At 70.7% G+C, this 17,215-nt stretch carries 16 protein-coding genes, 2 tRNA genes and 1 pseudogene; 11 read left to right on the top strand and 8 right to left on the bottom strand.

All coding sequences use genetic code 11. The features are described from left to right. Nucleotides 1–22: 22 nt before the first annotated feature. The 5 genes from J7462_RS26075 (at nucleotide 23) to J7462_RS26055 (ending at nucleotide 4,089) form a co-directional block, all read left to right on the top strand. Nucleotides 23–1,159: a hypothetical protein gene (locus tag J7462_RS26075; protein WP_219467773.1), complete on the top strand. Its 1,137-nt coding sequence runs from the start codon at nucleotides 23–25 to the stop codon at nucleotides 1,157–1,159. A 43-nt stretch (nucleotides 1,160–1,202) separates the two neighbouring features. Next, nucleotides 1,203–1,499 carry a hypothetical protein gene (locus J7462_RS26070; protein WP_219467770.1) on the top strand — a complete coding sequence of 99 codons (297 nt, stop codon included), beginning with the start codon at nucleotides 1,203–1,205 and terminating at the stop codon, nucleotides 1,497–1,499. Continuing rightward, on the top strand, nucleotides 1,496–2,224 hold the full coding sequence (locus J7462_RS26065; protein ID WP_219467765.1) for a helix-turn-helix domain-containing protein: 729 nt from the start codon (nucleotides 1,496–1,498) through the stop codon (nucleotides 2,222–2,224). Before J7462_RS26070 ends, J7462_RS26065 begins: the two co-directional genes overlap by 4 nt. Before the next feature lie 198 nt (nucleotides 2,225–2,422). Beyond that, on the top strand, nucleotides 2,423–3,025 hold the full coding sequence (locus J7462_RS33755; protein WP_374197549.1) for a GIY-YIG nuclease family protein: 603 nt from the start codon (nucleotides 2,423–2,425) through the stop codon (nucleotides 3,023–3,025). A 227-nt stretch (nucleotides 3,026–3,252) separates the two neighbouring features. Continuing rightward, nucleotides 3,253–4,089, top strand: coding sequence for an IS5 family transposase (locus tag J7462_RS26055; RefSeq protein ID WP_219460258.1), 837 nt, complete (start codon nucleotides 3,253–3,255; stop codon nucleotides 4,087–4,089). A gap of 120 nt (nucleotides 4,090–4,209) precedes the next feature. Here the strand turns inward: J7462_RS26055 and J7462_RS26050 are convergent, their stop codons facing one another. Continuing rightward, complete coding sequence (locus tag J7462_RS26050; protein WP_219467759.1) at nucleotides 4,210–4,650, bottom strand: NUDIX domain-containing protein; 441 nt, start codon at nucleotides 4,648–4,650, stop codon at nucleotides 4,210–4,212. A 274-nt stretch (nucleotides 4,651–4,924) separates the two neighbouring features. Further along, nucleotides 4,925–5,000, bottom strand: a tRNA-Lys gene (locus tag J7462_RS26045). A gap of 187 nt (nucleotides 5,001–5,187) precedes the next feature. Between J7462_RS26045 and J7462_RS26040 the strand changes: the two genes are divergently transcribed. Next, complete coding sequence (locus J7462_RS26040; protein ID WP_219467756.1) at nucleotides 5,188–6,462, top strand: Ig-like domain-containing protein; 1,275 nt, start codon at nucleotides 5,188–5,190, stop codon at nucleotides 6,460–6,462. A gap of 172 nt (nucleotides 6,463–6,634) precedes the next feature. Beyond that, complete coding sequence (locus tag J7462_RS26035; protein WP_219467753.1) at nucleotides 6,635–7,930, top strand: Ig-like domain-containing protein; 1,296 nt, start codon at nucleotides 6,635–6,637, stop codon at nucleotides 7,928–7,930. A 206-nt stretch (nucleotides 7,931–8,136) separates the two neighbouring features. Here the strand turns inward: J7462_RS26035 and J7462_RS26030 are convergent. Together J7462_RS26030 and orn are read right to left on the bottom strand one after the other, a co-directional pair. Further along, nucleotides 8,137–8,209, bottom strand: a tRNA-His gene (locus tag J7462_RS26030). A gap of 99 nt (nucleotides 8,210–8,308) precedes the next feature. Continuing rightward, nucleotides 8,309–8,899, bottom strand: a complete 591-nt coding sequence (orn, locus tag J7462_RS26025; protein WP_091251653.1) for an oligoribonuclease — start codon at nucleotides 8,897–8,899, stop codon at nucleotides 8,309–8,311. 73 nt (nucleotides 8,900–8,972) lie between these two features. On the opposite strand from orn, the gene J7462_RS26020 reads away from it, so the two are divergent. Continuing rightward, nucleotides 8,973–10,232 (top strand): glycosyltransferase family 87 protein, encoded by a 1,260-nt coding sequence (locus tag J7462_RS26020; RefSeq protein WP_219467751.1) that lies wholly within the window; start codon nucleotides 8,973–8,975, stop codon nucleotides 10,230–10,232. Between the two features lie 255 nt (nucleotides 10,233–10,487). Here J7462_RS26020 and J7462_RS26015 read toward each other — a convergent pair whose 3' ends face one another. Both J7462_RS26015 and J7462_RS26010 read right to left on the bottom strand, forming a co-directional pair. After that, entirely contained in the window at nucleotides 10,488–11,219 is a 732-nt protein-coding gene (locus tag J7462_RS26015; RefSeq protein WP_219467748.1) for a YcnI family protein, read from the bottom strand. 17 nt (nucleotides 11,220–11,236) lie between these two features. Next, nucleotides 11,237–12,891 (bottom strand): annotated as a pseudogene (locus J7462_RS26010) (copper resistance CopC/CopD family protein). 337 nt (nucleotides 12,892–13,228) lie between these two features. Here J7462_RS26010 and J7462_RS26005 point away from each other — a divergent pair. From J7462_RS26005 to J7462_RS25995, 3 genes are read left to right on the top strand one after another with little or no spacing between them, the layout of a single operon-like run. After that, complete coding sequence (locus tag J7462_RS26005) at nucleotides 13,229–13,756, top strand: MauE/DoxX family redox-associated membrane protein (protein ID WP_219467745.1); 528 nt, start codon at nucleotides 13,229–13,231, stop codon at nucleotides 13,754–13,756. Beyond that, a complete protein-coding gene (locus J7462_RS26000; protein WP_219467742.1) occupies nucleotides 13,749–14,465 on the top strand; it encodes a thioredoxin domain-containing protein in 717 nt (238 codons plus the stop codon). Before J7462_RS26005 ends, J7462_RS26000 begins: the two co-directional genes overlap by 8 nt. After that, on the top strand, nucleotides 14,462–15,556 hold the full coding sequence (locus tag J7462_RS25995) for a hypothetical protein (protein ID WP_219467740.1): 1,095 nt from the start codon (nucleotides 14,462–14,464) through the stop codon (nucleotides 15,554–15,556). The genes J7462_RS26000 and J7462_RS25995 overlap by 4 nt, the downstream gene beginning before the upstream one ends. A gap of 124 nt (nucleotides 15,557–15,680) precedes the next feature. Here J7462_RS25995 and J7462_RS25990 read toward each other — a convergent pair whose 3' ends face one another. Together J7462_RS25990 and cbiQ are read right to left on the bottom strand one after the other, a co-directional pair. After that, nucleotides 15,681–16,445 carry an energy-coupling factor ABC transporter ATP-binding protein gene (locus J7462_RS25990; RefSeq protein ID WP_208567416.1) on the bottom strand — a complete coding sequence of 255 codons (765 nt, stop codon included), beginning with the start codon at nucleotides 16,443–16,445 and terminating at the stop codon, nucleotides 15,681–15,683. Beyond that, on the bottom strand, nucleotides 16,442–17,212 hold the full coding sequence (gene cbiQ / locus J7462_RS25985) for a cobalt ECF transporter T component CbiQ (RefSeq protein ID WP_219467737.1): 771 nt from the start codon (nucleotides 17,210–17,212) through the stop codon (nucleotides 16,442–16,444). Before cbiQ ends, J7462_RS25990 begins: the two co-directional genes overlap by 4 nt. Between the last annotated feature and the right edge of the window lie 3 nt (nucleotides 17,213–17,215).

Here is a 17,215-nt window from a genome sequence, read left to right as displayed (position 1 = left end):
TTCCGCAGCAGATGAGGACACCATGACTCCGTCACTTGCCGCCACCATCGCCGCCCGCTTCCCTCTCGTCGCCCGCAAACGACCGCCTGCCAAGCCCCTGGACGTTCGGGTCGACCGGCTCGTCAGGCTCGCCGAAACCGCACAGCGCGAGAGCGACCCGGACAAGGCGTCCATGGTGTTCAACGGGGCCGCCCTCATCGCCTCCGACTGCGGAGACCCCCACCTTGCCCGCGCCTGGTGCCACCGCCACGCAAGCCTCTACCTCAACCAAGCCCCGCTGACCGGCCACACGGCCCGCTTCGCTCTCGAACCAGTCGTCAACCTCGCACGCCTACGCATCCGTGAAGGCGACGGCGACGGCGCGTACCGCCTACTCACCCACCTGTACACGGCAATCGTCGGCGGCACTCCCGCTGTTCTGGACGACCTGGAGGTACACCCTCGACAGCTTCCCGCTGACCCCGAAGAACTCGATCAGATCATCGGTTGGCTGCGCGGCACACTGCTCTCCGACGGAACCCGCGCCCTTGTCCTCGCCGAACGGTGGGACGACGCCGTGAACCATGTGCGCCGGTACGACGGGGTCGGACCTACCCTCATGGATGGACGACAGGTCGCGATCGTCGCCCACCTACTGCAGGACGAAGGGCCGGCAGCAGCAGCTCTCCTCACGACCACCAAGACCGAAGCGCCGTGGGAGGACGCGGTGCATGGACTCCTCACGACCTGGCTGGAACTGGCTGCGGGTCACACCCCCGTCGACCACGCTGACCTCATCGATCGAGTGTCGACCACACCACGAACCACCGGCCTCACCGTGTTCCGCGTTCGCCTCGGACTGACGGCCCTGGATCTCGCGGTGAGCGTCCCAACCGCTGCCGTAGACAGCCTGACCAAACAGTTGGTCGCAGATGCTATCCACGACGAGGACGCCAACGCGGCGCGCGACCTCATCAATCATCCGGCCATTACCTCCGAAAGCGAAGGGACGCTGCGGGCTTTGATGGAGGCAAGTGGGTTAGGCCAGGGCCACCTACCAGCAGCAGCGGTTGATCAGCTTTCCTCAACACTTGATGTGGCTGGAACCGCAATACAACGGCATCTGCCCTGCCAGCAGAACCGATTTAGGGCACGACAACCCCGGTCGATGCTGCGATGAAACGAGCCGCCATATTCGTCGGAAGCTGTAGAGGCAGGTGTACGTGAGCCCGTACCTGCTCGGCAAGATCGAGAAAGCCGAGCGTACCGCCAGCCTGGACGTCATGAGTCGCTGCGACCAGGCGTTGGGGACGGGCGGAGCGTTGGCCCGCTTACGACGATTCGTGGACCACCGCTCGGCAGCGCAGCCACGAACGGATGCCTCGGTGATGAATCCGACACGGTTCATGGTGGTCATGGAGATCCTGGCTGCCGGGCCTATCGACTCCAACGCCGTTCCCCTCGTGAACAGCGGCGGCCGGACTCGTTCGTACGCACTTCACGGCGGACAGGGCAGATGATCGGAACGGATGCCGTCCCAGGTCCCGTTACATCGGAGCAGATTCGCGACCTGCAGAAGGCGCTGGGACGGCAGTTGGCCCACTGGCGCAAGGCAGCCGGGATGACCCAGGCCGCCCTCGCCAGGCGGACGGCCTACTCCCGCAGTTCGGTCGCGAACGTGGAGATCGGGCGGAACGCCATCACTCGTGGCTTCTGGGAGCGCGCCGACCGCGAACTCCGAGCGCAAGGATCGCTGGTGGACGCGTTCGACACGCTCCAAGAGCTGATCACCATGCTCCAGAGGCATCGAGCGTGGCTAGCCGAACACGAACGACTGCTACGCCATCAGGCAGCCGTACCCGCGAAGCCACCACCCGGTCTCATGATCACGACTCCAGCCTGCGCATGCACGGTCGCGATCGCTCGTTGGGGGGAACGGGAAGTCCTTGCGCTGCGGGAGGCACTGCGGCTCAGCCTTGGGGCGTTCGCCGAACGGCTTCGCGTGCCTCCCTCGGTCGTCGCCACCTGGGAGGACCGCAGACAGCTTGAACCTCCGAACCTGATGATGCAGGCAGCCCTCGACGACCTCCTCAAACTCGCCGACCAGGACACCCGGACCCGCTTCGCACGGATTCTCCAGATGCCACCGATGAGGTCCACAGGCCACCCCGGTAGGCCTCAAATCGGTCAACCTGCGACGGCGACCCCGCCTCACCGAAGTGAGGGACCGCAGGCCACGCGGTGAAGGGACAACGATGGGCAGGCCGCAAAGGACCATCCCGGGATCGCGCCAGCCGGTCATGTTCGGAGGCCCTTTCTAACCAACGCCCGCTGCCGCCAGTGGCGCCCCACTGGAAGCCCTCATCAGTCCGGCTGGGGTCAGATCCGAGTAGCTGACCGTGCTCGCCCATTGGCTAGGTTGGCTGGACGACGACATCTTGGAGTGCCGGTGAACCCGCAAGAGGCTCTGCTACGTCCTGCCCAGCTTTATGGAGCTGAGGACGTCCGCAGGCGCGAGTGCCCGATACCTGCGGTCCCTGGCGTCTACGGCTGGTACTTTGCCTCGCCGCCGTCCCTGGTCCCCGTCGAAGAGTGCCACAGGTGGAACGGGTCGATACTGCTCTACGTCGGCATCTCACCGAAGGCACCGCCGAGCAACGGCCGCCCTCCGAGTCGGCAGACGATCCGTAGCCGGATTCGATACCACTACCGGGGCAACGCCGCCGGGTCAACGCTGCGGCTGACCCTCGGCTCGCTTCTCGCTGAAGACCTGGGGATTGGCCTGCGGCGGGTCGGGAACGGAAGCCGGCTGACGTTCGGCCGAGACGGAGAACAGCAGCTCAGCGCCTGGATGGCCGACAACGCCCGAGTCGTGTGGACCCCGGCAGAGCAGCCATGGGCACTCGAAGAAGAGTTGATCCGAACACACGTACTGCCGCTGAACCTTGACCAGAATCGGGATGGCTCCTTCCACAGCCAGCTTTCCGCACTCCGCGCCGCCCAGCGCGCTCAAGCTCGGCTGTCACCCGTAGAGCGGCAACCCTGATCAACGGGCACTTCGCTGGGAACGCCAGTACGGCGCGCCTTGGCCTGTCGTCCGCCGCCTCCCCGTGCCGCTGAGCACGACCACCATGCCGACCATAGTGGGCCGCTTCGCCAAGCGGACACGGCGTATCGATGAAATTGAACTAAGAGCGCGTTTGGGATGTGTGTTGGTCGGGTGTGTCGCACAGTGGGTGCGATCGATGAGCCGGGCTCGGTCGGTAGACGGGTATGGATCGTGTGCGGCGGTACCCGTCTGATCTGACCGATGCCGAGTGGGAGATCATCGAGCCGATGCTGCCGTCGCCTCAGTGGATGGGCAGGCCGGAGAGGCATCCTCGTCGGGCGGTCGTTGACGGCATCCTGTACGTGGTGCGTACCGGGTGCGCGTGGCGGTATCTGCCGGTGGACTTCCCGCCCTGGCAGACGGTGTACTCCCACTTCCAACGCCTGAACCGGCGGGGTGTGACCGAGCGGATCCTCACCGAGCTGCGGGAGCAGGTCCGCCTGGCCCACGACCGGGCGGCCGAGCCCACCGCCGGGATCATCGACTCCCAGTCGGTCAGGGCCGCGGACACCGTGCACTCCGACACCCGTGGCTACGACAGCGGGAAGAGGGTCAACGGCCGGAAGCGGTTCATCGTGACCGACACCCTGGGTCTGCTGGTCACCGTCTGGGTCCTGGCCGCGTCGTGGCAGGACCGTGACGGCGCGAAGGGCGCACTGCTCGCCACCTATGTGGCGACGCCGATCCGGCACGTGTTCGCCGACTCCGGGTTCTCCGGCCGCCTGGTCGACTGGGCCCGCGACATCCTGCGCACCACCCTGGAGATCGTCCGGAAGCCCCCCGACCAGCAAGGTTTCGTCGTGCACCGCCGCCGGTGGGTGGTGGAACGGACCCTGGCCTGGCTCACCGCCCACCGCCGCCTGGCCCGCGACTACGAAACCCAACCCGCGACCTCGGAAGCCATGATCCGCTGGGCCGCGATCGCCGGCATGCTCGCCCGCCTCACCCGAGGCGGACCCGCCACCCGCCAACAACGCCGCACCCTCAACACACCCGACTGACAGACATGCAAAACGCTCTCTAAGCCAGGGCTGGGCGGCCCGTCGCCGCCCGACGCGGCGGCCACCCTCGGGCCTCCCTCCGATACAAGCTCGGCCCAAGCACGGGCGGTCAGCCTGCCCCTATACCGTGAGCAGGGCCTCCTGGTTGGAGAGGATGAACTCTTTCAGCGCATCCGGCTTGAGATCCACCGCAGGCAGCTTGTCGATCGCCACGCGGTCGAGCTGGTAGCCGCCACGTGACGGATCAGCGAACTCCTCCCCGGTCCGGGCGTCCTCGTTCAGCTGACGTAGCCGACAGACGAAGAAGTGCTGGACGGAAACGCCCTCACCAGCGGAGGCGGTGAACAGGAACACCTGGACGAACCGGTCCGGCTCGGCACCGAGCTCCTCGTGCAATTCGCGGCGAAGCGCCGCCTCCAGGGAGACATCCGTCGACTCCAGACCGCCGCCCGGCGTCGTCCAGTACGGCGCCTGACCGGGCTTGATCCGCTTGATCAACACGAGACGGTCGTCCTCATCCAGAAGAACGGCCCGCACTGACCTACGTACGATCTGACGCACGACTCACTCCTGTCCGCACCCAAGATCAATAAAGTCACAAAGGTGCCCGGTTGCGGCTTTAGACGCGCAACGAGGTACCTGGCAAGCCGGACCCGCCGACGCGGACGTGACCGACGCGGCGCGTCAGTTGATCCGTCTCTCCACCGACGCCACCCGTCCAGCGGAAGCCGGAACGGTCCAACGGCTCCCGAGCACCCACCGAGACACCGGGCCACCGACAGAAACACCAAAAGGCTCCAACCCAGGGTGAAACCCCAGGTCAGAGCCTTTTTGGTGGTGCGCCGCCAGGGACTCGAACCCCGAACCCGCGGATTAAGAGTCCGCTGCTCTGCCAGTTGAGCTAGCGGCGCTCGTTGGCAACGGAGAGAACACTAGCACGGGCCATGAGCGGGGTTCCAATCCGATACCCGGCTCCACTCTTCGGGCGAGCTTAACGGGCAAAAGGCTTCAGATCCCCCCGCCGGAGAGCTTCCGGCATCGAGCTGGTGGCCGACATGGGGCACGATGTCCGCCAGGTACGCGAGAACAGAGGTGGGGATGGGCAGGTTCACGCGGGGCGGGGCGATGGCGGGCGCTCTCGTCCTGGCGGCGTCGCTGGCTCTGGCCGGCTGCGGCGGCGACCAGAAGAAGGAAGCCGAGTTCGTCGGCGGCACCGGGGCTTCGCCCAGCGCCGAGGCGGTGACCCCGGCGCAGTCCGGCGGAGCGTCGCCGTCGGCACCGGTGGCGGACGGCCTGGCGGTCAGTCCGGCCGACGGGGCGAAGGGCAGACCGGTCAGCACCGAGATCAGCGCCGACCTCCCGGGCGGCGGGAAGGTCTCCTCGGTCACCCTGACGACGGGTGACGGCAAGCAGGTCGGCGGGAAGCTGCGGCTGGACGGCAGTTCCTGGGTGCCGTCGTCGGCACTGAAGTACGGCACGAAGTACAAGGCCACGGTGATCGGCACCGGTGCCGACGGCCAGCCCCGGCAGGGGGTGAGCACGTTCACCACGATGGCCAAGCCGAGTTCGATGATCGGCTCCGGCCTCTACCTCTTCGACGACCGGACCTACGGCGTGGCCATGCCGGTGGTGGCCGAGTTCAGTCCGGGCATTCCGCAGAAGGACCGGGCAGCCGTCCAGAAGCGGATGTTCGTCAAGACTGATCCGCCGCAGCCGGGTGCCTGGCACTGGGTGTCCAGCGGCACCCAGGCGTACTACCGGGGGCCGGAGTACTGGCAGCCGGGGACGACGCTGAGCGTCCGGATCGCGCTGGCCGGGATTCCGCTGAGCAACGGCCGGTACGGCAACGTGGACCGGTCGGCGACCGCCAAGATCGGGCGGGCCTTCGAAATGAAGGTGGACAACGCCACCAAGCAGATGGAGGTGTTCCAGGGCGGCCAGTTGATCAAGACGTTGCCGGTCAGCCTGGGCAAGAAGAGCACTCCCTCCTCCAGCGGCACCATGGTGGTGATGGAGAAGAAGGAGAAGACCGTCTTCGACACGATGGACGAGCCGGACCCGGCCAACCAGTACCGCACCGAGATCGATTTCGCCCAGCGGCTGACCTGGGGCGGCGAGTACATCCACGCGGCACCGTGGTCCGAGGGGGTGCAGGGTCGGCGCAACGTCTCGCACGGCTGCGTCAACGTGTCGATGGCGATGGGCAGGTGGCTCTTCTCCCAGACGAAGGTGGGCGACCCGATCACGGTCAAGGGCACCCCACGCAAGCTCGAAGCGGGTAACGGGTGGACGGCGTGGAGCCTGACCTGGGCGGAGTTCGTCAAGGGCAGCGCGCTGCCGGTTCCACAGGGCGGCTCGGGTCCGCTGGTCTGACCTCCGCTCCGGGTCGACGCAGGTCGCCGACCCGGAGCGGCACGGGCCGGTGACCCATCGTCATCGCACCCCGCTCGGCGGCGTGTTTCAGTTCACCCTTCGCAACCGACGGGCGTGCCGCCGCGTCTGTGAGGGACGATGGGACATCGGGGACCACGACTGTGAGGGAATCATGCGAGTTGTCCAGGACCACCTGACCGGGCGTACCGGTCGCCGCCGGGTGCTCGCGGCGGGGGTCCTCGCCGCGGCGCTGGCCCTCACCTCCGCCTGCACCGGCTCGGGCGGCGACAAGCCGTCGAGCTGGCAGGGCGGCGGCGAGGAGGCCGCGCCGAAGGCCAGCGCGACGATCACCGAACCGAAGGCCGACGCCACCGACGTCCCGGCCTCCACCGGCATCGTCTTCACCGCCAAGGATGCCAAGGACACCACCGTCGCGCTCACCGACGCCGCCGGCAAGGCCGTCGAGGGCAAGCTCGCCGCGGACGGCGCGAGCTGGCTCCCCGACGGCACCCTGGAGTACGGGGAGAAGTACACCGCCACGGTGACGGCGACCGGTGAGGACGGCAAGCCGGCGACGGCCACCAGTGCCTTCACGGTGATGGCCAAGCCGGACAAGCAGGTGCGGGTCACCAGCTTCCTCGGTGACAACCAGGTGGTCGGGGTGGCCATGCCGCTGATCGTGAAGTTCGGTCGGGCCGTGCCGGAGGACTACCGCGACGACGTGCAGCGCCGGATGACGGTCACCAGCACCCCGGCCCAGGAGGGCGTCTGGCACTGGGTCAGCCCCACCGAGGTCCGCTACCGGCCCAAGGAGTTCTGGCAGTCGGGCACCACGGTGTCGTACCAGGTGCGGGCCGGCGGGCTGCCGATGGGCGGCGGCTGGTACGGCCGGTCCGACCTGACGGTGGACGTCAAGGTCGGCCCGTCGGTGGTGATGCAGGTCGACAACAAAACCAAGCGGATGACCGTCACCAAGGACGGCAAGGTCGTCAAGACGATCCCGGTCAGCCTGGGCAAGAAGAGCACCCCGTCGTCCAGCGGGACGATGGTGGTGATCGAGAAGCTCCGCAAGACGGTCTTCGACACGATGGAGGAGCTGGGCCCGGAGGAGGGCTACCGCACCAAGATCGACTATGCCCAGCGGCTCACCTGGGGTGGCGAGTTCATCCACGCCGCCCCCTGGTCGGAGGGTCAGCAGGGCACCACGAACGTGTCGCACGGCTGCGTCAACGTGTCGATGAAGGACGGTGCCTGGCTGTTCGCCAACACCAAGATCGGTGACCCGATCACGGTCAAGGGCACCGAACGCAAGCTCCAGAACGGCAACGGCTGGACCGACTGGAACATGAGCTGGGACCAGTACGTCAAGGGCAGCGCCCTGCCGTACGACCCGGACGCCGGGCAGCCGGACACCGACGCCTCCCCCGACGGGGCCACCGCCACGCCGAGCGCCGAGCCGACGCCCTGACCGACGCCCTGACCGACCGCAGCCGGCCAGCCGGGTCCTGACCGACCGGCCCACGCCGATCTTCCACGACCGGCCCCCGTCATCAGGCGGGGGCCGGTCCGCGTGCGGGGTGTGCTGCCCGCCGGGCCAGCCCCTGGCCCCCTACAACGACTCAGGCCCCCTCGATTGAGGGGGCCTGAGCTGCGGTGGAGCAGATCCACCAACCGGGTGACTGATGGGAATTGAACCCACGACAACCGGGACCACAACCCGGTGCTCTGCCAACTGAGCTACAGCCACCATGCCGTCCGCGCCGGTTTCCCGGGCGGGTGCGGACTAATAATAGCCACACCCGGACGGGGGCCGTCCAGCGGGTTCCGCCGGCCGGCCGGCACCGGCCTAGAGCTGTGCCGCGATCGCCTTCGCCGTCTCGACGTCCGGGCCGGGCAGCGGCACGAACAGGGTGCGCCGGTAGTACTCCAACTCCCGGATGCTCTCCTGGATGTCGGCCAGGGCCCGGTGCGCCAGCCCCTTGCGCGGCTGGCCGAAGTACACCCGGGGGTACCAGCGCCGGCACAGTTCCTTGATCGACGACACGTCGATCATGCGGTAGTGCAGGTGGGCGTCGAGCCGGGTCATGTCCCGGGCGATGAAGCCCCGGTCGGTGGCGATCGAGTTGCCGCACAGCGGCGCGGTACGCGGGTCCTTCACGTGGCTGGTGACGTACTCCAGGACCAGGTCCTCAGCCTCGGCGAGGGTGACGGTGGAGCGGCGCACCTCCTCGGTGAGACCCGATTTGGCGTGCATGGTGCGGACGACCTCCGGCATCGCCTCCAGGGCCGCCTCGTCGGCGTGGATGACCACGTCCACACCCTCACCCAGCACGTTGAGGTCGGGGTCGGTGACCAGTGCGGCCACCTCGATCAGCTTGTCGCTACCGAGGTCGAGCCCGGTCATCTCACAGTCGATCCAGACGAGAAGGTCAGCCACCGGGACAGACTACGCGCAGCCCAGGTGCCCGCGCCTCGGCACTGTCGCGGGGTGGGACCGCTAGGGTTTCCCCGTGCCCGCCGAATCCGTCGCTTCCCCCGTCAACGCCCCGGAGGACCAGCGGAGCCGTACGGCCCGCCGGGTCGTCACGGTGGTGGCGTTGGCGGCCGTGCTGCCGGCGCTCTACCTGCCGGGCCTGGTGCACGACTTCTTCGACCTGAAGATCTACATGCGGGCGATGGACTGGTGGGCGTCCGGGCATCCGCTCTACGACTACGTGCAGCCCGACCGGGTGCAGGGTGAGCTGTACTTCACGTACCCGCCGTTCAGTGCCCTGCTGTTGCGGCCGTTCGGGGTGCTGCCGCTGGGCCTGACGATCGTCATCTTCACCGTGCTGACCTGCGTCGCCGTCGTGGTCACCACCCGCTGGCTGGTGCTGCCGGTGATCGAGCGGCACGGTCTGCACCGGACGTTCGCGCTCACCGTGGCGGTGCTGCTGGTCTTCGCGGTGGAGAGCACCCGGGAGACGATCACCTTCGGTCAGATCAACATGCTGCTGGTGGTGCTGATCCTGGCCGACCTGCTCTTCGCCGTACCGCAGGCGCGACGGTGGGCCGGGGTGGGCGTCGGGCTGGCCACGGCGCTCAAGCTCTTTCCGGGCATCTTCATCGTCTACCTGCTGGTGACCCGGCGCTGGCGGGCGGCCGTGGTGGCGAGTGTCACGGCGGCGGCAGCGACGCTGCTGGCCGCCGCGGTGGCCCCCCGCGACTCGTGGCGGTTCTGGACCCACGAGTTGTGGGCCACCGACCGGGTCGGGCGCACCGACTACACCGGCAACCAGTCGCTGTTCGGGCTGCTCAGCCGGATCGACGCGCCGCAGGAGCCGAACCGGCTGCTCTGGCTGGTGCTGGTCGTGGCGATCCTCGGGTACGGGCTGTGGCGGGCGGCCCGGGCCGCCGCGGCCGGCGACTGGTTGACCGGGCTCACCCTCACCGGACTGGTCGGCGGACTGGTCAGCCCGATCACCTGGACCCACCACATCTACTGGTTCATTCCGGCGGTGGTGGTGCTGGTGGACGCCGCGCTCGACGCCGACCGGGAGACCGAGGCGGGGGCGCGACGCCGTCGCCGGCTGCTCACCCTCGCCACCGGCACCGGCCTGGTGATCGTCTACGGGGTGGTCTCGTTCTACGACTGGGGGGTGGCGCCGGCCCGCACGGACACCCCCTGGGAGTTCCTGCTGCGCAACGCGTACGTGCTGCTGGCGCTGCTGCTGCTGGCGCTGCTGCCGGTCCGACGGGAGCGGCGGTCGACCGGTCGACCGACCCCATAAAGGGACAGATATTCCACTATCCGACTTTTAGCGGTAATCTGGTGTCAGCCAGTCATGGCTCGCAGCGCACCGATCCCCCGGTGAAGACGGCCCTCCGCGTCGGCAGCGCGGAGGGCCGTCACCGCGTCCACGCCCGTCCGACGCCACCGCGTCCACGCCCGTCCGACGCCACCGCGTCCACGCCCGTCCGACGCCACCGCACGACGCGTCCGGCCCGCCGGACAGGTCCGACGGGCCGGTGCGCGGTGGAACGGGTCAGGACTTCGGCGTCGGCTCCCGCCGGGTCCGGGCGAAGGCCAACCCGCCGAGGGCCAGCCCACCGAGCCCCGCCAGCAGACCGACGACACCCAGCACGACCGCGATCGAACCCGAGTCGTCGTCATCGTCGTCGTCCTTCGCGGCCGGCGCACCCGCCGCCGGGGCCGCCGAGGGCGACCCGGCCGCCGCGGTCAGGGTCAGCACCGGCGCCGGGTTCTCCGGCTCCTCCGCGCCCGGCGTGGGCTCCTCGATCCAGCGCGACACGTTGCCGTCGGAGTAGGTCTGGAGCGTCTTGAGGACCATCTTGTCCACCTGCGGCAGCGGACCCAACGAGATCGGGAACTCCTGGAACTCGCCAGGCTTGACGCCCCCACCGGCGGCGGCCGTCCAGGTCAGCTTGGACACCGCCTCGGTGAGCTGGCTGCCGTGCACCTCGATCGGCGGGTCCACCTTGCGCTTCTCCACCGCCACCGTCCACCCGGGCACCGGCATCGTGGAGACCGAGCCGACCGGGGCGTTCTCCGGCAGGTTCACCTCGATCTTGACGGTGGAGGCGGTGTCGCTCTCGTTGGGCACCCGGATGGCGAACCGGCCGTAGCCGCCCTGGGTCGCCTCCTTCGGGTTGACCGTGACGTGCGCCGCGGCCGGCCCGGTGAAGCCGAGCACCGTGGCGGTGATGGCGGCGAGGGTGAGCGCGGCGGCGGATGCGGAGCGCCGGATACGGATCATCGGGGACGGGCCCTTCCTTACTTGATCGGCACGGTGGCGGTCACCGTGGCCTGGTCGATGTCGGACGTACGGACCGTGAAACGCAGTTGCCACTGGCCCGCCGACGGGAAGCTGAACTCCCCCGTCGCGTGGTTGTCGGTGAGCTTGAGCAGCGGAATGTCGATCGGTTCCACCCCGGCCGAGGGCAACGCGGCGGTGGCCTTCCACTCCACCACCGGCTGCGGGCGGTTGTCCGGCGTGTAGGCGTACAGGTGCATCGAGTTGTTGCCCCGCTCGGCCGGGTCCAGCTCCACCTGGAGCGAGAAGAGCGGGCTGGTCAGCGTGGTCGAGTAGTAGCCGGCGTCGGCGCCGGATCCACCGTCGACGGCGGTCCGGGCCGGCGGGGTCTGCACCAGGGTCGCCGTGACGCCGAGGATCACCGCGGTGATCGCCAACTCCACCCACACCGCGCGCCGCACCGGCACCGGCCGGGCCGCCGCGGTCCGCCGTCGCACCAACTGTCGGGAGTACGCGGCCACCCCCACCACCAGCGCGAACAGCCCGATCTTGGCGAGCAGCAGCCGGCCGTACGTGGTGCCGGTGAGGGCCGCGACGGTGCCCACCTCGATCAGCCCCTGCACGACGCCGGCCAGCAGCAACGCCGCCACCGCCAGCGCCGCCCAGCGGGACCAGATCGGCAGGATCGCCCCCAGCTCCCGCTCGTCGGCCCGGCGCAGCAGGAACCCGGCCAGCATCACCAGCCCGCCCAACCAGACCGCCATGCTGCCCAGGTGCACCGCGTCGACGAGCACCGACACCGCCGGCGCCGGGGAGGCAGCCGGGTGCCCGGCCAACGGCCAGGTGAACAACCCGGCCACCCCCAGCCCGGTCAGGATGATCCCGTCGGTACGCCCCACCGGCCCCCGGGTCAGCGGCCGGAGCAGGAACACCGCCGCCGCCAGCAGGCCCAGCCGGATCAGGTGTGCGGTGCCGTACCCGCTGCCCAGCACCTCGGACAGGCCCTCCCCGGTGACGTCGAACAACCCCCCACCGGCGGTGTACGGCACCTGCATCCACACCTCGGCCACCGTCGCGACGGCGAGCAGCCCCACCCCGGACCAGAGCAGCCGGGCAGGCCCCGCCGGGACAGCCGCAGCGGCCAGAGCGCGGCCAGCACCAGCGCCGGACCCACCACCAGCAGCAGACCGCCGTACCCCAGGTATTTCGTCACCTTCACGCCGACCCCGACCACCGGGTCGGCCCGGCTGTCCGAGCCGGCGTCGGTCGGTGGCGTCGACGGCGCCCCCACCGAGTAGGTGAACGCACCGGACACCGGGTGGCTGTCGGCGGAGATCACCCGGTAGCTGACCAGGTAGGTGCCCTGCGGTCCGGCCGGGTCCACCCCGATCGTCACCACCGAGCCCTCGAAGCGGGGTTCGCCCCGATCCGCCCGGGAACCGTCCGGGGCGATGACCCGCACCTTGTCGGGCACCTTGCGGACCGACTCGCTGAACGTCAGCACCACCTCCGACGGGGCGCTCGGCACCACCGCCGAGGCCACCGGGCTGCTGCTGGACAACACGGCGTGGGCGCTCGCCGGCCCGGCCGGGGCGAGCAACAGGGCGACGAGGGTGATCAGCAGGCCGGCGGCGGCACCCGCGCGGGCCAACCAGCGACGATCGACGGCGTTCATCCCGCCATGCTCGCTGACCGGAGGCCGATACGCCCACCCGGCCACCCCACGACGGCACGGCGCGTCCACGGCGGCCGGGGCGCCTGCCGTAGGTGGTGGGACGTCATGAACGGGTAGTCGTTCGGCGGTGGGGAAAAGTTCCCGGCGTGAGCGGGACCATTCAAAGGGTCGAAGGACCCTGCCCCTCCCCGCCACGCCGCGTAGCGTGGCTAGTCGTGATCCCCGCCCACCGCGCCCCCTCCACCACCACCGGTGACGGCCCGCTGACCGGCCACTGGCCACCGGCGACCCGGCGACCACCCACCCCGGGGAACCCACCGACCGGGCGGTACGACCAATGGGCGTGACCGCAGCGCGTACCCCCGCCGGCCGTTGGCCCGTCGTCCGGCCCTGGCTCGGCCTCGCCGCCCGGCTCGGCCTGGCCGCCGTCTGGCTGTTCGCCGGTGGGGCCAAGGTCGGTGACCTGGCCGCCTCCGGACGGGCCGTCAACGCGTACCAGGTGATGCCCTACCAGGTGGCGACGGCGATCGGGGCCGCGCTGCCGTTCGTGGAGCTGGCGCTGGGCCTGCTCCTGCTCGCCGGGCTGGCGACCCGGCTGAGCGCCGGGATCTCCGCCGCGCTGCTGGTGGTCTTCATCGCCGGCATCGCCTCGGCCTGGGCGCGCGGCCTGGCCATCGACTGCGGGTGCTTCGGCAGCGGCGGGCAGCTCGCCGCCGGCCAGGCCCCGAGCTACCTCCCGGAGATCCTCCGGGACCTGGGATTCCTGGCGCTGGCCGGATTCCTGCTGATCTGGCCCCGTAGCCCGTACTCGGTGGACGGCTGGCTCGCGGGCGACCCACCCGTGGAGGAGGACGACGATGAGTAGTCGCAAGGAACGCAACCAGGCCGCGCGGGTCGTCCGCGAGCAGCTCGCCCGCGAGAAGCGCCGCAAGCGGACCCTCTGGACCTCCGCCGGCGCGGTGGTGCTGCTGGTGATCGCCGGCCTGATCGGGTGGAGCGTCTACTCCAGCCAGAAGTCGGACACCTTCACCGCACCGCCCGGGGCGAACGACGCCGGCACCGGCGTCGTGCTCGGCACCGGGCCCGTCACCATCGACCTCTACGAGGACTACCTCTGCCCGGTCTGCAAGGAGTTCCAGCAGACCAGCGGGGAGACCATCAACCAGTTGGTCTCCTCCGGCAAGGCCAAGGTGGTCTTCCACCCGGTCGCCTACCTCAACCGGTTCTCCACCACCGAATACTCCACCCGCTCCTCGGCCGCGTCCGGCTGCGCCGCCAAGGGCGGCAAGTTCAAGGAGTTCACCGACGCGCTCTTCGCCCAGCAGCCGCCGGAGGGCAGCGCCGGGCTGAGCAACGACCAGTTGATCGACATCGGCGCGGGCGTCGGGCTCGACAGGGACGACTTCGGTTCCTGCGTCAAGGACGGCACGTACACGGCGTGGACCGAACACGTCACCGAAGACGCCAGCAAGGACGGGGTCACCGGCACCCCGACCCTCAAGGTGAACGGCACCGCCGTGTCCGACCGCAGCCCGGCCGGCATCACCGCAGCGGTGGAGGCGGCCGGCAAGTGACCCCGGCACCCCTGCGGCGGGCCGTCCTGCTGCTCGCCGCCGTACTGCTCGGCCTGATCGGCTGCGCCGCACCGGCGTACGCGCACGGGGCGGACGCCCCCGACGGCACCGACTACCGCACCACGGTGACGGGGATCACCCCGGCCCGGTCGGGGCTGACCGCGCGGGCCGTCGAGGCGGGTGCCCGGCTGGAACTGGTCAACCACTCCGACCGGGACGTCGAGGTGATCGGCTACTCCGGGGAGCCGTACCTGCGGGTCGGGCCGGGCGGGGTGTACGAGAACGTCCGCTCCCCCGCCACGTACCTCAACCGCACCCTGGCCGGGGACACCGCGCTGCCCGCCACCGCCGACCCGGCCGCCGCCCCGCAGTGGCGTCGGATCGGCGACGACAGGCGGATCCGCTGGCACGACCAGCGGGCCCTGTGGCGGGAGACCGGGGTGCCCGCCCCGGTGGCCGCCGACCCGGGCCGGGAGCACCGGGTCCGCGACTGGACGGTGCCGTTGCGCGACGGCGACGAACCGGTCGAGCTGCGCGGCACCCTCGACTGGGTGCCGCCGCCGGACCCGTACCCGTGGTGGGTGGCCGCCACCCTCGGCGTCCTGCTGGTCGGCGCGGCGGGGCTGCTGCCGGCCGGCACCGGCGCGGGGACCCGGGCGCTGCGCGGCGTCGGCGCGGTGCTCGCCCTCGGTGGTGCCGCCGCCGTCGCCCTGGTGCTGGGCCGGGAGCTGGACGCCGGGGCGCAGGGCGTCGGCGGGGTGCTGCTCGGGCTGGCCGCCGGGCAGCTCTGGCCGCTGCTGACCGGGCTGGGTGCGGTGGCCGCCGGGGGGTGGGCGTTGGCCCGCCGGCCCGCCGCCGACTTCGTGCTCGCGCTGGCCGGGGCGTGCCTCACCCTCGTCGTCGGCGTCGCCAACCTGACCGTGCTGTCCCGCGCCGTCGCCCCCGCGCCCTGGTCCGGCGGCGTCGCGCGGGTGCTGCTGACCGGGGTGCTGGTAGCCGGGGTCGGCGCGGTCGCCGCCGGCCTGCTCCGGCTGCACGCCGCCACCCGCGCCGCCGCGCCCCGACCCGCCGCCGACCCGGCCCGGACCTGACCGGCGACCCGGGGTGCCCCGTCGCCGTCCGGCCCGGGACCCGAGCCGCCGCCGGTGGGCCCCGCCGGCCGGCACCGAACCCGCCCCCACCGCAGCGCGGGGGGGGGTCGCCTGTCGGCGCTGGTCAGCCGATCGGTCGGGGGTGGAAGCCGTAGGGCAGTTCCAGGCGGTGGCGGGAGAGCAGCTCCGCGTCGGCGAGCAGGTCGGCGGTGGGGGCGTCGGCGACGATCCGGCCGGCGTCCAGGATGACCGCCCGCTCGCACAGCTCCGCCGCGTAGGGCAGGTCGTGGGTGACCATCAGCAGGGTCACCGGCAGGGCACGCAGGATCCCGGCCAGCTCCCGGCGGGCCGCCGGGTCCAGGTTGGACGACGGCTCGTCGAGGACCAGGATCTCCGGGCGCATCGCCAGCACGGTGGCCACCGCCACCCGACGACGCTGCCCGAACGACAGGTGGTGCGGTGCCCGGTCCCGGTGCTCGGCCATCCCCACCGCGGTCAGCGCCTCATCCACCCGCGCGGCCAGCTCGGCCCCGCGCAACCCCAGGTTGGCCGGGCCGAACGCCACGTCCTCGGCCACCGTGGGCAGGAAGAGCTGATCGTCCGGGTCCTGGAAGACGATGCCCACCCGGCGACGGATCTCGGCCAGGGTGTCCCGGTCCCGGGACACCGTCAGCCCACCCACGCTCACCACCCCCTCGGTCGGGGTGAGGATGCCGTTGAGGTGCAGCACCAGCGTGGTCTTGCCGGCGCCGTTCGGGCCGAGCAGGGCCACCCGCCCACCGCGCGGCACGGCCAGGTCCACCCCGGCCAGGGCGACGTGACCGTCCGGGTACGCGTACCGGACGCCACGGACGTCGAGGGAGACAGCGGTCTGCACGTACCCGATCATGTCAGGACGACGGCGGTGGCGGCGATCGTCACCGCCACCAGCGGCACCGTGGCCGCCGCCACCCACTGCCCGGCGGTCGCCGCGCCGGACCCCTGCCAGACCGCCGGCATCCGCCCCGTGTAGCCCCGGGAGAGCATCGCCAGGTAGACCCGCTCACCACGTTCGAAGGCCCGCAGGAACAACGCGCCCACCCCGGCGGCGAAGCCGCGCAACTGCCACAGGAAACGCGGGTCGTCGCCCCGGGAGATCCGGGCCACCCGCATCCGGCGGGCCTCACCGACCAGCACGTCGAGGTAGCGCAGCATGAACGTGGCGATCTGGGTGATGATCTGCGGGCAGCGCAGCCGGTCCAGGCCGACGATCAGGTCCCGGGTGGTGGTCGTGGCGGCCAGCAGCAGCGACGCGAGCACCCCCAGGGTGCCCTTGGCGACGATGTTCCACGCCCCGTGCAGGCCGTCCACCGACAGGCTCAACCCAACGAACTCCGTGCGCGCGCCCGCCCCGAGGAACGGCAGGGCGACCGCGAACAGCACGAACGGCACCTCGATCGTGGCGCGCAGCAGCAGCCAGCGCGGGCCGACCCGGGCCAGTGCGGCGACGACGGCGACCAGCACGGCGTACCCGCCGAAGGCCCAGAACGCCTCGCGCGGGGTGGCCACCACGGCGATGGTGAACAGCACCATCGCGGCGATCTTCACCTCGGGCGCCAGCCGGTGCACCGGGGAGGGGGTGTCCCGGTAGAGCACGTGCGCGTGTCCGGCACCCACGTC

Source organism: Micromonospora sp. RL09-050-HVF-A, from assembly GCF_019374995.1.
In the GTDB taxonomy this organism is placed as follows: Bacteria; Actinomycetota; Actinomycetes; order Mycobacteriales; family Micromonosporaceae; genus Micromonospora; species Micromonospora antibiotica.
The sequence above is the reverse complement of the archived record's forward strand: the minus strand, read 5'-3'. Positions and strand labels throughout refer to the sequence as shown.

Excerpts from the sequence above, each read along its gene's own strand:
- J7462_RS26000 (WP_219467742.1), top strand. The coding sequence starts at position 13,749 with ATGAGTAGTCGCAAGGAACGCAACCAGGCCGCGCGGGTCGTCCGCGAG.
- J7462_RS26040 (WP_219467756.1), top strand. The coding sequence starts at position 5,188 with ATGGGCAGGTTCACGCGGGGCGGGGCGATGGCGGGCGCTCTCGTCCTG.
- J7462_RS26005 (WP_219467745.1), top strand. The coding sequence starts at position 13,229 with ATGGGCGTGACCGCAGCGCGTACCCCCGCCGGCCGTTGGCCCGTCGTC.
- J7462_RS25990 (WP_208567416.1), bottom strand. The coding sequence starts at position 16,445 with ATGATCGGGTACGTGCAGACCGCTGTCTCCCTCGACGTCCGTGGCGTC.
- J7462_RS26035 (WP_219467753.1), top strand. The coding sequence starts at position 6,635 with ATGCGAGTTGTCCAGGACCACCTGACCGGGCGTACCGGTCGCCGCCGG.
- J7462_RS26075 (WP_219467773.1), top strand. The coding sequence starts at position 23 with ATGACTCCGTCACTTGCCGCCACCATCGCCGCCCGCTTCCCTCTCGTC.
- J7462_RS26065 (WP_219467765.1), top strand. The coding sequence starts at position 1,496 with ATGATCGGAACGGATGCCGTCCCAGGTCCCGTTACATCGGAGCAGATT.
- J7462_RS26015 (WP_219467748.1), bottom strand. The coding sequence starts at position 11,219 with ATGATCCGTATCCGGCGCTCCGCATCCGCCGCCGCGCTCACCCTCGCC.
- J7462_RS26055 (WP_219460258.1), top strand. The coding sequence starts at position 3,253 with ATGGATCGTGTGCGGCGGTACCCGTCTGATCTGACCGATGCCGAGTGG.